15 protein-coding genes are annotated in these 14,116 nt (G+C 39.4%); all 15 read right to left on the reverse strand.

Annotation, left to right across the window (positions count from 1 at the left end):
• Positions 1-63 precede the first annotated feature (63 nt).
• Entirely contained in the window at positions 64-1,194 is a 1,131-nt protein-coding gene (gene flhB, locus AC27G3_RS03610; protein ID WP_487118880.1) for a flagellar biosynthesis protein FlhB, read from the reverse strand.
• Positions 1,195-1,977 (reverse strand): flagellar biosynthetic protein FliR, encoded by a 783-nt coding sequence (gene fliR, locus AC27G3_RS03615; protein ID WP_487118882.1) that lies wholly within the window; start codon positions 1,975-1,977, stop codon positions 1,195-1,197.
• A complete protein-coding gene (gene fliQ, locus AC27G3_RS03620) occupies positions 1,977-2,246 on the reverse strand; it encodes a flagellar biosynthesis protein FliQ (protein ID WP_487118884.1) in 270 nt (89 codons plus the stop codon). Before fliQ ends, fliR begins: the two co-directional genes overlap by 1 nt.
• Positions 2,247-2,288: 42 nt before the next feature.
• On the reverse strand, positions 2,289-3,050 hold the full coding sequence (fliP, locus tag AC27G3_RS03625; protein ID WP_487119370.1) for a flagellar type III secretion system pore protein FliP: 762 nt from the start codon (positions 3,048-3,050) through the stop codon (positions 2,289-2,291).
• A 108-nt stretch (positions 3,051-3,158) separates the two neighbouring features.
• On the reverse strand, positions 3,159-3,701 hold the full coding sequence (gene fliO, locus AC27G3_RS03630) for a flagellar biosynthetic protein FliO (protein WP_487118886.1): 543 nt from the start codon (positions 3,699-3,701) through the stop codon (positions 3,159-3,161).
• Positions 3,702-3,726: 25 nt separating this feature from the next.
• Positions 3,727-4,110: a flagellar motor switch protein FliN gene (gene fliN / locus AC27G3_RS03635; RefSeq protein ID WP_487118887.1), complete on the reverse strand. Its 384-nt coding sequence runs from the start codon at positions 4,108-4,110 to the stop codon at positions 3,727-3,729.
• Positions 4,111-4,164: 54 nt separating this feature from the next.
• The gene (fliM, locus tag AC27G3_RS03640; protein WP_487118889.1) at positions 4,165-5,241 is read right to left on the reverse strand and encodes a flagellar motor switch protein FliM; all 1,077 of its coding nucleotides are present in this window, start codon (positions 5,239-5,241) and stop codon (positions 4,165-4,167) included.
• Between the two features lie 66 nt (positions 5,242-5,307).
• Positions 5,308-5,850 carry a flagellar basal body-associated protein FliL gene (gene fliL, locus AC27G3_RS03645; RefSeq protein WP_487118891.1) on the reverse strand — a complete coding sequence of 181 codons (543 nt, stop codon included), beginning with the start codon at positions 5,848-5,850 and terminating at the stop codon, positions 5,308-5,310.
• A gap of 97 nt (positions 5,851-5,947) precedes the next feature.
• Entirely contained in the window at positions 5,948-7,957 is a 2,010-nt protein-coding gene (locus tag AC27G3_RS03650) for a flagellar hook-length control protein FliK (protein ID WP_487118893.1), read from the reverse strand.
• A 131-nt stretch (positions 7,958-8,088) separates the two neighbouring features.
• The gene (gene fliJ, locus AC27G3_RS03655; protein ID WP_487118895.1) at positions 8,089-8,529 is read right to left on the reverse strand and encodes a flagellar export protein FliJ; all 441 of its coding nucleotides are present in this window, start codon (positions 8,527-8,529) and stop codon (positions 8,089-8,091) included.
• A gap of 14 nt (positions 8,530-8,543) precedes the next feature.
• Positions 8,544-9,920, reverse strand: coding sequence for a flagellar protein export ATPase FliI (gene fliI / locus AC27G3_RS03660; protein ID WP_487118897.1), 1,377 nt, complete (start codon positions 9,918-9,920; stop codon positions 8,544-8,546).
• A 36-nt stretch (positions 9,921-9,956) separates the two neighbouring features.
• Entirely contained in the window at positions 9,957-10,742 is a 786-nt protein-coding gene (gene fliH, locus AC27G3_RS03665) for a flagellar assembly protein FliH (protein ID WP_487118899.1), read from the reverse strand.
• 89 nt (positions 10,743-10,831) lie between these two features.
• Entirely contained in the window at positions 10,832-11,881 is a 1,050-nt protein-coding gene (gene fliG / locus AC27G3_RS03670) for a flagellar motor switch protein FliG (RefSeq protein ID WP_487118901.1), read from the reverse strand.
• Entirely contained in the window at positions 11,874-13,583 is a 1,710-nt protein-coding gene (gene fliF / locus AC27G3_RS03675) for a flagellar basal-body MS-ring/collar protein FliF (RefSeq protein ID WP_487119371.1), read from the reverse strand. The genes fliG and fliF overlap by 8 nt, the downstream gene beginning before the upstream one ends.
• A gap of 138 nt (positions 13,584-13,721) precedes the next feature.
• The gene (gene fliE / locus AC27G3_RS03680) at positions 13,722-14,081 is read right to left on the reverse strand and encodes a flagellar hook-basal body complex protein FliE (protein ID WP_487118903.1); all 360 of its coding nucleotides are present in this window, start codon (positions 14,079-14,081) and stop codon (positions 13,722-13,724) included.
• Between the last annotated feature and the right edge of the window lie 35 nt (positions 14,082-14,116).

Below are 14,116 nucleotides of genomic sequence, written 5' to 3' on the forward strand. Positions count from 1 at the left end.
CAAGACGAATCAAAACAAGTAAAAAGTATGGGCATTTAACATATAGTTAAGTAACACTAGAAGTTAATACTTAAACTCTTCAGGTATGGGGAGGTTTTTGGCAATAGGGATCGGTTTTTTGGCGCGACCTTTTCTGTGCTCATTTAATTGGAAAATAAAAGCAAGTACTTGAGCAACTGCAGCAAATAACTCCTCAGGAATATCATCGCCAACCTCACCAGTGTAATAAAGCGAGCGAGCAAGCGCAGGCGATTGTACAATTTCAATACCATGCTCTTTGGCGATGGTACGTATGTGTAATGCCATTTCATCAACCCCTTTAGCAATTAGCCTTGGAGCACCACCAACTTCAGCATCATATTGTAAAGCGACAGAAAAATGACTTGGGTTGGTAATAACCACATCAGAATTAACAACATCGGCCATCATTCGTCTTTGTGACATTTCATACTGAGTTCTTTTTATTCTGCCTTTATTTTCCGGGCTACCTTCAGCTGTTTTGTGTTCGTCTTTAATTTCTTGTTTAGTCATTTTCAATTGACGAGTATGATTCCAAACTTGGTAAGGGGCGTCGATCAAGGCAATAATAATTAACGAGACAGTTAAGGTCATAAACATACCGAGCAACAATTGCACCGCATGAATAAAGTTAATGGGGATCGACTCTCGACTGAGCCCTAAAATTTGAGCGAACAAACCATTTAACAATAGGTAAGCCACAATAAAGACAACAAAAAACTTTAATATAGATTTTATTAATTCCACGTATGATTGAGGACCAAACATACGCTTAAACCCTGCAAGGGGTGATAATTTACTTGCTTTAGGCGACATCGCTTCTAAAGAAAAGCTCAAACCTCCAAGTAGAGTATTACCAACAAAAGCTGCCAGAGCGATGATGGCAAAAATCCAAGCCATAGGGGCGATTATTAAAGAAACACTGTCTCCAATAACGGCAAAGAGGGCTTTAAGATCTAACGCTTCTTCACGAGAGAAGCTAAATAAACGTTTCATCATGCCTGTTAGCGCATCAACTAATGAAGATCCCACTAACATTAATGCAGCTGCACTACCAATTAGCACAAACATAGTACCGAGTTCTTTTGAACGAGCTATTTGACCTTTTTTACGGGCATCAGCTATTTTTTTCCCCGTGGGTTGTTCGGTTTTTTCGCCGCTATCAGACTCAGCCATTTACCTAACTCCACAATCAATTAAGTAGCAACTAAAGTCTAATGCCCTTTGCCATTGGCTTTCAAAATGAGTGAAAAAATTCCCCATTGTTAGCCACATGATCAACAACCCCGAAAGCATTGTTACTGGAAAACCAATAGCAAAAATATTCAGCTGTGGCGCTGCACGGGTCATAATACCAAAGGAGAAATTAATAAGTAGCATGGCAGTTAATGGCGCTAACGCCAATGATAAAGCTGTAGCAAACATCCAACTGCCCCACTCAACTATTTCTTTAAATTTAACTACTTCAAAGCTTTCCATCGGAATAGGAATAGTGGTAAAGCTAGCAACAATAAACTGTAAATAGGTTAGGTGTCCGTCCATTGCCCAAAATAAAAGCGTAGACAATACAAGAAAAAATTGACCAACAGCAGGCACATTCATACCACTAGCAGGGTCAACCATTGAGGCAAAGCCTAGCCCCGTTTGCATCGCAATAATTTGCCCAGCAAGGGTGAATGTGTTCAACACCATCATGGTAATAAACCCTAACATAATGCCAACCAGTATTTGCTGGGCAACAAGTAAAACGGTCATAAAAGAAAATAATTCTGCGACGTTAGCAGGAGGTATAGCAGGCATTACCGCCACAGTTACCGCTAATGATAAAAACAATTTTACTTTGGTAGGAACGGTTTTCGACCCTAAACCAATCATACTCATGATAAGGGCGGACACACGAACTAAAGGCAATAAAAAATCAGCTAAATATTGATTAACAACTGATTCTGTAAACTCCATTAGCTCACCACACTGGGAATACTACTAATAAGTCTGATGGTGTAATCCATGAGTTTTGCCACTAACCAATGACCACCAAAAACTAAAGCGAGTAAAGTCACAATCAGACGAGGTAAAAAACTCAATGTTTGCTCGTTAATCGACGTTGCCGCTTGAAAAACAGCAACAACTAAACCAACACATAAACTAGGAACGATCACGGCGCTAACTAAGATAATCACGACAAAAGCAGCATCACGCATAATATCAACGAATACTTCAGGACCCATTATATTCTCCTAGTGTGAGTTTTTTTAAATCCACCGGCATTGCTAAGTGCCCAAACCATAACTCGTGGCAATCGTACCTATCACTAAATTCCAACCATCAATCATCACAAACAACATTAACTTAAAAGGTAATGAGACGATCATCGGCGACAACATCATCATCCCCATTGCCATTAATATACTCGCCACCACCAGATCAATAATCAAAAAGGGGATAAAAAGCATAAAACCAATTTGAAAGGCGGTCTTTAATTCACTGATAATAAACGAAGGAATAATAACAGTCATCGGCAAATCGGTCGGTTTTGCGTAACTTTCAATGCCAGCCATCTCTGCAAGTGTGCCTAAATCTTTGATTCGCGTTTGCTCTAACATAAAGGCGCGCAGCGGCACTTTAGCCTTATCGATGGCTTCAACTGAGGTAAGCTGTTCTGAAAGGTATGGCTGAATGGCTTGTTCATCAATTTTATCGTATACAGGTGTCATAATAAATAAGGTCATAAACAACGTTAAACCAATAATGACCTGATTTGATGGAGATTGCTGTAAACCAAAAGCTTGGCGTAATATCGCTAAAATAATAACAATGCGGGTGAAGGAGGTCATCATGATCAAGGCAGCAGGAATAAAGCCTAATGCCGTCATAAAGAGTAATATTTGTAAAGTTACCGAATATTCTTGAGAGCCGTCAGGGTTGGTGGTTAAAGTTAATGCAGACATGCCCAAGTCTTCGGCAGCATACATGCTACCGCTCGCGGTAACTAAGGTGGCGAATAACAAAAACAGCCAACTTTTTTTATTCATCGAAAAATCTTTAAGGGAAAGCTTACCCAAGAAAAGGCGAGTAAAGTTCGGTAAAGTCACTTTTTTCTTGGTTGATTTCAGATCGCATTGATTTAAATCATTCATGGCTTAGTTCGGCTCTTTTTTTAAGGTATTTTTATTATTATTCAAATGTTTCTGCATAAAAGAAACAAGAGATTGACCTAATTCAGTTGATATCGGAGGGGAAACTTCTAAAGGTTTATCGAGTGTATCTAAAAGAGAAATTTGTTGAGGAGTAACACCTAAAAGCTGCTGTTTATCGCCAACTTGAACAACGACGAGACGCTCTTTGGATCCTAGTTGCATGCTAGTGACAACTTTTAAATTTTTGTTATCAAATCCCTTAGGTTGAATGCGTTTAAGAACAAAAGCACACAAGACAATCAACACTAAAACCAATAATAAAGAGACAATCATGGTCATTGCGTCCATGGAACCGCCAACATGTTTACCGACCTCAGGGAGCGTTTCATTAGGGGCGATTGTATCATTGGTGGTATGACTATTTTGGCTTTCATCGGCAGTGGCAGCTAAGGTAGCGCTCTTAGCAGCCGTGGTCAGTAGCTCTGCCTCTTGTGCTACAACAAGCGTTGAAAATAAAATACTAATAAAAACAACTAACCAACGCATTGTAAGAACCTTTTTAAATCATTTGTTATTTCAGTTTTTTAATACGCTCAACTTGACTAATAACATCAGTTAATCGAATACCGAATTTGTCATTAACCACTACAACTTCACCATGCGCGATTAATGTGCCATTAACCAAAACGTCAAGTGATTCACCAGCAACACGATCAAGCTCGACCACTGAACCTTGATTAAGTTGCAGTAAATTTCTAATACTAATTTGACTACGCCCTACTTCCATTGAAATAGTGACGGGAATATCTAATATTGTATCAAGTTTACGTTTCTCATCGGCGCTGATAGGGGCATCTTCTGTAAGCTCATCTAGCTCCACAGCTTCTGCAGAAGCGGCAGCTTGCTCGTCCATCGCCTCATCCCACATACCTAAATCATCGTCATCTGTACTCATACCACTGGCCTCTATGTCAATATAACGTTATTTGAATCGATTTATAAACGCTATTTATTCTTCGTAATTAAAGTCTTCTTCAAGAAGATGTAAGTCACCATCACTATCTAAACGTTTGCCGCCTTTAGTTAAGATGGTTAATTCATTTTTCACTGATTCTGGTCGCTTAATTTTAGCTTCAATTTTTAATGCTAAATTATCTCGACTACGTCCAAGTTTTGCTCGGTAAGTTGGTAAGTCTTCTACTAAAACGGTGATATGGCTAGGCATTTCAATTGGAATAACATCACCTTCTTTTAACTCCATAATACGTTTTAATGGCAATTGTGCTTCAATAAACTTAGTGGTGAGTGCCACCTCAACATCCATAATTTCATCTCGCAGTGCTTTAGACCAACGCATGTCGGTATCTTCTTTATCACTTTGAACACCCGCGTCTAGTAATTCGCGAATAGGCTCTAGCATAGAGTAAGGTAAAGCTATATGAAAATCGCCGCCGCCGCCGTCAAGTTCAATATGAAATGAGCTGATAACAACCACTTCTGTTGGGCTAACAATATTAGCCATGGCAGGGTTAACTTCTGAGTCTAAATATTCAAAAGAAACATCCATCACTGGTGACCAAGCTTCTTTATAATCTTCAAAAATTAATTTTAATAACATTTGTACGATACGGCGCTCAGTCGGCGTAAACTCACGCCCTTCAATTTTAGCGTGATAACGGCCATCACCACCAAAAAAGTTATCTACTAAAATAAAGACTAAACGGGCTTCCATGGTAATCAATGCCGTACCTTTTAATGGACGAAAACGAACCATGTTAAGACTCGTAGGAACAAATAAGGTATGAACATACTCACCAAACTTGATCATCTGAATACCGTTAATCGAGACTTCGGCAGTTCTGCGCATCATATTAAATAAACTAATACGCATATGACGAGCAAAACGTTCGTTAACCATTTCCAAGGTGGGCATACGGCCACGCACAATACGATCTTGTGATGAAAAATCATAGTCAGCTGTATCTGTAGAGCTTTCACTCGCATCTTCGACTATTTCTTCTTCTTCAACATCATCAACGCCATGTAATAGCGCGTCAATTTCGTCTTGCGATAATAAATCACTCACTTGAATATCTCTTCATGTTGTATCACTTCTATGCTGAGCCTGTTAAATAATAGTAAATTGTTATTTTTATTGCATAACAAAACCAGTAAACAATACCTTCTCAACTGTCGGGCTACCCGCTAACTCTTTCATTACGTTTTGTACTTCAGTTAATGATTGTTGCTTTAACGAAGTTTTTCCTGCACTGGTGGCTAAATCATCTGCATTTGCTTGAGAAAATACGCTCAATAATGTGCTTTCTAATAATGGAATATGTTTTTTAGTTGTTTCTTCATTATCGCTACCACGTACCAATAATTGTACTCGAATTTCGACAAACCTATCTCGCGCAGCCCCTGGCACGTTAAAACGAAACGGACGCGGTAAAGGTACATATAACGCGGTGCCTGTTTGCACAGCAGCTGGAGCCGCACTTGCCTCACTATCTACATCTGTAGTAATTGTCTCTGTACTAACTTGTTCTGGACTAACAGCCTCGTCACTTCCACCCAAAAAGAAATAGGCAGCACCTGCGCCAGCAACAAGAATAACAAGGGCAATAATGATAATGAGTTTTTTCTTTTTCTTCGGATTATCAAGTTCTAAGTCTTTGCCTTTTTCATCTGCCATAATTTATCCTAAAAAATCGACGAGTATAATATTTGTCTTTATAACCAATTGCTAAACTATATCCTTGAAAGCACTCTGAGCCAATGTGTTTTAACTTTTAGGCGTAGTAATCAACTCTAGATGCTGAACTTTTAAACAAATCAGCCGATAATACCGTTTGTGCTTCCTCATTTTCTTGGTTAACCGTTTGGCTACCTTGACCATTGTGTTGCGCTGTTAGGTCGTCATTTGATTGTTGTGCTTGTTGTTCAACATTAGCATCACCTACATCAACACCACTTTGTGAAAGCATGTCTTTTAGCTTATGTAAGTTTTCTTCAAACGCTTCTTTGGCTTGTTGGTTTTGTACAGTAAAATTAACCACTGCTTGTTCACTTTGCAAGTTTACTCTCACATGAACATTACCTAGTTCAGGTGGATCTAAACGAATATCAAACTGCTGTAGCTTTTGAGAAATCATTACCATGACTTTGTCTTTGACGGCTTCGGCAAAGTCTTTTCTAAAAATAGAAATAGTTTCATTTAATGCCGCGGCATTATTTTTAGCTTTAACCATATTATCATTAACAATCGCATGGCTTAGCTCTTCAATCGTACTGGTTTGACTTTCACTACTTTCAACTTTAGTTGCCTGCGATGAAACATCAGTAAAGTGTGCGCTAGTTTGATTAGTATTAATTGGTTGAGTTTGCGCTTGCTTTTTATCATCTGCAACCGCTGTATTTTGTTCTACAGAGGCAGCCATAGTTTGTGCTTGCTCTTGTTGATTCTGTTCTGATTGAGCATCTTGTTGTTCTGATTCACTAGCAAGCGATTTTTGTTCTGCTAGTGTGACTTTTCCTTCCGTTTGTGCGGATGATGTTGTAACAGGTGATGAAACTTTTGATTGTGTTACCGCAGGTTGAATGACTTTATCAAGATCAACAGAGTCGTTAATTGGCGACTGATTATTCATATTTGTTATTGATGAATCCGCCGACTTAGCTGCTTGTTGATTATATTTATCATTATTTTCTGACGAAACTTTAGTGCCGTCTTTAACCGGCTCATTGTTAATAGCGCCTACTGCAGTCGTTGATTCTTTATTCATCGCAAGCTTTTCTTGCGCTTGACCTGCTAACGCAGCTTGAGTTAATGCTTCGTCTTTTTGGCGACTAACAGCCGTATCTTGTGTTAATTCATCAACTGATTCGATAACTGATTGGTTAACCGCTTGTTTTTTCTCGTTAAGCTGCTGTATTACTGTTTCATTGTTTTTTATTTGCGATGAACGATCATTTATTGCTGCTTCAGTTCCCTGCACTTGAGGTGATAATACCCTACTCTCTTGATTGATTAATCCAGCACTCTCTTTTTTATTCTGTAATTGTTCGTTATCAGATAACTCAGATAACGATGAGTTAATATCTGCTGACGATTTAGCCACTGCTTGTTTACTGGTACTTTCATTGCCAAGCACAGCATCATTTTTCGTGTTTTGCTGATCTTTAATAATATTTTGACTAATCTTAGCTGCTAGTTGTTCCTCAGTTAACTCTGTTTCTTCGCTCATTAACTCAGTTAAATTAATTGCAGTTGCAGTCTCATTTCTTACGTTATTTGCCTGAGCTGCTGATTTATCCTCGCTCGACCCAGAAGCTTGTGAGCCTTTTAGCACTTGTTGAGAAGAATTCAGTAATGAAATAAATTGTTGCGAGTGTGTAAGCGCATTTTTTTGTGCTTCTTCCGATAGCTTATTTGCCGCTAACGCTGCTTCATTATCACTTTCTTGCTTAATAGCTTCTGACGACTGGCTTAACTTCGTTTCTTCATCATCATTGTTGACCTCGCCTGAAGTTTCGCTTTCTTGATCTACATTGTTTTTTTCTTTAGAAGTTGTTACGTCGTCTGATTGTTGAGCATTTTTTTGCTCTTTCGCTGACACTATTTTGCCGCTATCATCGAGATCTTGTGAAGAATTGCCGCTTTGCTCTTTTTGAATATGGCGATCGACCATCTGAGAAAAGTCTTTATGTTCTTGCGAGCCCTTGTCATTACATTTTAAACTTTCACTTTTAAAATCAGTGGGTTGAGTATACTCTGCAAGTAAAACATTTAATTGAGGCATAGATTAATCCAATCGTCAGTCTAATAATAAGTTCAATAACAGATCTGAAATAAATCACTGTTAAGTTATTTATTCGTTTTAAATGCAATACTTATACCAGTACCAAGTAACATGAGTATTTAAAACATAAGTTAACGTGAGCGACGAATAAATTGCTGGGTCGCCATTTCATCAAACATTTTTTGCTCATTTTTTTCAGAAACCAGCGCTAGTTGTTTAATTTTTTTCTCTCGTAAATGCTCTACAGCTTGAACTTTTTGTCGCTGCTGCATCCAAAGGTTTTTACTTTGCTCAACCAGAGCCTTTGCTTGAACCATGGCAATTCTTACTTGCTCTGCAGCATTGTCTAGCTTGGCAATGAAGCCGTGATAATGGCTATACGTTGCGCTGTCAATGCCATTTTCAGCTTGATGACTTAACCGTTTCATGTACTCTAAGCGGTAGTCTCCCACGCCATTTAGTCGAGAAATATTTTGTTGGTATTCCTGCTCAGCATTTTGCAATTTTTGCGCAGCTTGGCTTTCTTTATCTTGTTCAAACTTAAGCAAAGTATCGAGCTGTTTCATTGACATAACATAATACTCTTTTAGCCGGCAGCTGTTTGTGCATTAGCTTGCGCGTTAGAATGAGCCTGAGCGGCAGATAAGATTTCTTGTAACTGGGTTAAACTTTGATCGTACGGGATCACTTCTCGCATTTGCTGTTGTAAAAAGAAGTTAATCACTGGTAATAAACTAATCGCTTGATCTATTCGAGGATCATTGCCTTGGGTATATGCGCCTATCGCGATTAGATCTTTATTTTGCTGATAAAGCGAATAAACTTGCTTGAGTTGACGCGCTAATTGTTGATGCTCTTCACTGGTAACCATCGGCATTACACGGCTAATAGAGCCTTCAATATCAACCGCAGGATAATGACCAGAGTCAGCAAGATCTCGCGATAAAACAATGTGACCATCTAAAATAGCGCGGGCGGCATCTGCAATAGGATCTTGTAGGTCGTCACCTTCTGTTAATACCGTGTAAAAGGCAGTAACCGAACCTTGTCCTGCTCCACCGTTTCCTGCTCGCTCGACAAGTTGAGGTAATTTTGAAAACACTGAAGGCGGATAGCCCTTAGTTGCCGGTGGCTCACCAACGGCTAGTGCAATTTCACGTTGTGCTTGTGCATATCGGGTTAATGAATCAAGCAGCAATAAAACATTCAAGCCTTGATCGCGAAAATACTCACTCACTTGCACTGCATACTCGCAGCCTTTTAGCCTCATTAATGGAGAATTATCCGCAGGAGCAGCAACGACAACAGAGCGTGCTCGACCTTCTTCACCTAAGATTTCTTCAATAAACTCTTTAACTTCACGGCCACGCTCTCCCACTAAACCAACAACAATAACGTCAGCATTAGTTCCGCGAGTCATCATACCCATTAACACACTCTTACCTACGCCAGAGCCTGCAAAAAGTCCCATTCGCTGCCCTTTACCAACCGTAATAAAACTATTGATAGAACGAACCCCAACATCTAGCGGTTCAGATATCGCACGACGTAATAATGGATTAATCGGTTTAGTATCTAAAATATAATCATCGTTAGGTTTTAAAGGACCTTTGCCGTCTAAAGGTTTACCAACACCGTCAACAACGCGCCCAAGTAAATCCATCGATAATGGCACTTTAGCTTTACTTGATAAAGGAACAACTCGTGCACCTGGAGCTACGCCTTGCAAGCTTTGCTCAGGCATTAAATAGGTTATATCTTGAGAAAAGCCGACGACTTCGGCAATTAAATCACCCTGAGAGGTTTCAACTAAACATTGGCTACCTACATTAGCTTTTACACCCACAGCCTCCAAAGTTAAACCGACAACACGAACTAAACGCCCAGCAATCGTTTCTTTGTAGGGATGAATAAACGCTTGAGCGCTTTTTAGATTGTTCGCCAATCGTGTGCTATCAACCATCTAGGTAACCTTTGTTGCGTGTTTACTTAATAGATATTACTGGTGTAAAGCATTTTCAAGAAATGACTCAAGCACTTGCTTTAATCTCGACTTCATTGATAAATCAATATTCGATGTGCTGTTTTCTATTTGACAACTTCCAGCTGTAAGCTGTGGCGCAGGCAATAAACGCCAGCCACTTTCTTTAATAAATTCGCCGCCAAACTCTTTTTCTATCAACTTAATGTCATCTGGATGACAATATATTTGTGTTTGTGCTTCTTGGCTAGGTAAAGCTTTAATACCAGCACTTACCGCAGCGATAAGAATATCAGGATTCGCTTTAACTTCTTGCAGTACAACAGCTTCGGTTAACTGTACAGCCAATTGCAACAATTGTTCTTCAACGTTTTTTTCAATACTTTTCATGGGTTGATGCAATTGGTCAATAAGTGCAGACCATTGAGCAGTTAATTCTGTAATTTTGTCTTTGCCCTCATCCAAGCCTTGTTGTAAACCTTCTTGATGGCCTTGTTTAACACCTTCTTCATGACCTTGAGGTTTGCCTTCTTCATAACCTTTGATAAAACCTTCTTCTTTACCTTGGTTAAAGCCTTCTTCAAATGCAGACTGTCTAATTTCTTCGATTTCTTCAGCAGTTAACGGCGTGGGCTCTTCTATTTCAGTTTCTTCTGGTGCTTCATAACGCCACGTGCTTTTTTTGCCAAAAGCATTTGTTTGATTCTCTTCTTTTTCCGTTAATGCTTGTTGCACATCAGGGATCTGCCAAATTTTAGCATCTAATTCATCACCTGTTTGATTGTCTTTAGGATCGTTATTCATCGTTAACTACTTCACTAAACTATTATTGGCACGTTATAAAAGGTGAAACGAGAACTTAATTTGTACTAGGTTCTCAATACACTAATGTATTATAAAAACTCATCACCGCCACCAGCAGAACCGAGCATAATTTCACCTGCATCGGATAGTCGACGAGCAACAGCCAAGATTTCTTTTTGAGCCGCTTCAACTTCACTAATTCGAACAGGTCCCATGGCTTCAAGATCGTCGGCAAGCATCTCAGCAGCACGTTTAGACATGTTAGTCATTATTTTTTCTTTTAATGCATCATCTGCGCCTTTTATGGCTTTCATTAAGGCGTCTTGTTGAACGTCTCTTAAAATTGCCTGCATGCCTCTGTCATCAACATCTGCTAAGTTTTCAAAGACAAACATTAAGTCTTGGATTTGTTGACTCATCTCTTCGTCATGCTCTCTTATAGAGTCCATCAACATTCCTTCAACGTTAGTTTCAAGGAAGTTCATAATATCTGCAGCAGCTTTAAGACCACCCATTTTCGCAGCTTGCGCACCTGCTTGGCCAGCAAACTGTTTCTCCATAATTTCATTTAATTCTTGAAGTGCCGCAGGTTGTACTTCTTCAAGGTTAGCAATACGCATCATAAGATCTAAACGGACTTTGTCTGTAAATTGCCCCATAATTTCAGCCGATTGCTGTGGATCTAAATACGATAAAACAATGGTTTGAATTTGTGGATGCTCATTTCTAATAATGTTGGCCACTTGTTTAGAGTCCATCCATTTAAGCGAGTCTAAACCTTTAGCACCGCCGCCCATTACAATTTGGTCGATTAAGTTGCCGGCTTTATCTTCACCAAGTGCTGCCGTTAATGCTTTGCGAACAAACTCTTCAGATTGGAAACCAATCGTACTAAAGTTTTGAATTTCTTTTATAAACAACTTATGAACAGAAGTAATTTTTTCTTGAGTAAATTCTTCCATCGCCGCCATTACCATGCCGACCTGCTGCACTTGTTTAGGTTCAAGATGCTTTAATATTTGAGCGGCATCTTCTTCCGACAAGCTTAATAATAAAATCGCCGCTTTTTCAGCGCCATCAAGTTTATCAACATCAAAACCTGCTGGTGCCGGTGTTAGTTCTTGTATTTCATCACTCATCTTCGTTCAACCAACTTTTAACTACTTGAGAGGAAAGTTCTGGCTCGTTTGCCACAAGCGCTCGAACCGCTTTTAAGACATCTTCATCGCGATGTAAATCAGGCAATTGTAAACTACCGTCAGGCGCAAAGCCTACCGCACCTGCATCAAACTCAGCGGTTAACATATCCATGGTTTCATCACCTAAATCTATATGACTATCTAAAGACTTATCGCCATAATCGTTCGGTGTTTGATCTGGGTAAATCAAGCGTTTAAGCATTGGTCTTATCACCGCAAGAATTAATACCACGATAACCAAAAAGCCCATTAACAACTTAGCCCATTTGAAAAACTCTGGTTTTTCATAAAAAGGCAGCGCAGCAACTACACCCACATCAGAGCGAGCAAACGGTAACGTTATCACTTCTAATATATCACCTCGTTGTAAATCAAAACCAATACTACCTTGTAATAAACGACGAATACTGGCCAATTCGGTAACCGAGCGTGGGGTTTGTGTTAACTCACCTGTTGCAGCGCCGTCAACTGGCGCGGCTGTTTCATTTAAATAGTCTAATGCCACTGATACACTAATGCGGCGTACCGTACCAGCTTGTTGTTTAGTGTGGCTTATTGCTTCGTCTAATTCATAATTTTTGGTTGACTCAACATGCTTTCTTGATGGCATAGCTTTTTGTTGATTATTCGCAACGGCATTTTCTGGAATGGCAGCATCTAACGGAGGCTGATTAGATAAAGCCCCAGGAATACCGCCAAGTAAACCGCCGATAGTGCTATCTTCAACTTTCATTTCACTACGTAGTGAAGGTAAGTCTGAATTATAACGGCGTTGTGTTTCTTCTACGTTGGTAAAGTCCATAGTGACATCAACTTGCGCAGTATAATTACCTAAGCCAACAACAGGAATAAGGATACTGTCAATTTTCGCTAAGTATTCTTGTTCACGTTTTTGTTCAATTTCAAATTCTTTACGAGAACGAGACGAGATAGAATCTTGACTTCCAGAGTTAAGTAAACGTCCATTTTGATCGGTTACTGTTACGCGGTTAGGTGAAAGCTCTTGCACAGCAGAAGCGACAATATCTACAACCGAGTCAACTTCTTCTTCAGACAACACACGACCGCGCTGCATGGTTAAAACAACGGTAGCAGAAGGCGTTTTAGCGCGTCTGGCAAATACATTTTCACGAGGAATGGCTAATAATACTTTAGCTTTAGAGATAGATTGCAACTGGGTGATAGTGTGAGCAAGTTGCTGTTCACGGCCATATTTTAATCGCTCACTTTCCAAGCGTTGGCTCACCCCAAACCCCATATCTTGCATTAAAACATCGTTACCTTGCTCTGGTTTAGTCGCTAAACCTTCACGAGCAAGTAATAATTTTATGCTTTGATATTCTTCGATAGGAACTGAAATCGTGTTGTTTTCTTGGGTGTAATCGACTTTGTTCGAGTCAAGAAAATCCATGGTTTTAATTAACTGCTCTGTTGGCAGTTTAGTTAAAACGCGAAATTCAGGTTGGTTGGCCCATAAAATAACAAACACAGCAATAGCTAAACAAATAGCCAATGCCATAATTAGGGTAAGCTGTCTTAATACATCTACATTACCTAAAGTAGCTGATAGACCTGATTTTTGCTCACCAATATCACTATCATCTGACACCACCATGTCGGTGTTATCATTATTGACGGTCATATCATTTGAACTGGTTACGTCAGACACTTAACTTCTCCGCTTAACTGTTATTTTGGACAGTGATCATTATTATATTTTTTGCTGTGTACTTCTTTGCGTTTCGCTTAACGATTATTTTTCAGTATTCAATCGATGAAATTACACTGGCATGCTCATGACTTCTTTATACGCTTCAACAAATTTATTACGCACTTGAACTGTTGCTTCGAATGCTAACCCAGCTTTAGATGATGCGATCATGGTTTCTGCTAAGGTCACGTTATGATCACCCATTTCAAAAGCTTGTTTTAGTCGCCCCGCTTCTTTTTGCGTTGCATTAACGTTTTCAATCGCGTCTTTTAATAAGTTACCAAAGTCACTTCCTGATTTGTTAACAGCTGGAATTTCACTTCCCTGCATACCGACATCGGCCGCTTGCATTGACGGAAAACGGTTACCACTAGCCTCTAACGACATGCTTTGCATTTGGGCGTATAAAGAATTATTGGATATTTCCATAGCGTGCTCACTTACTGTCAAAATTTTGTTATAAC

It is taken from the genome of Colwellia sp. SU-HH01217, from assembly GCF_057543495.1.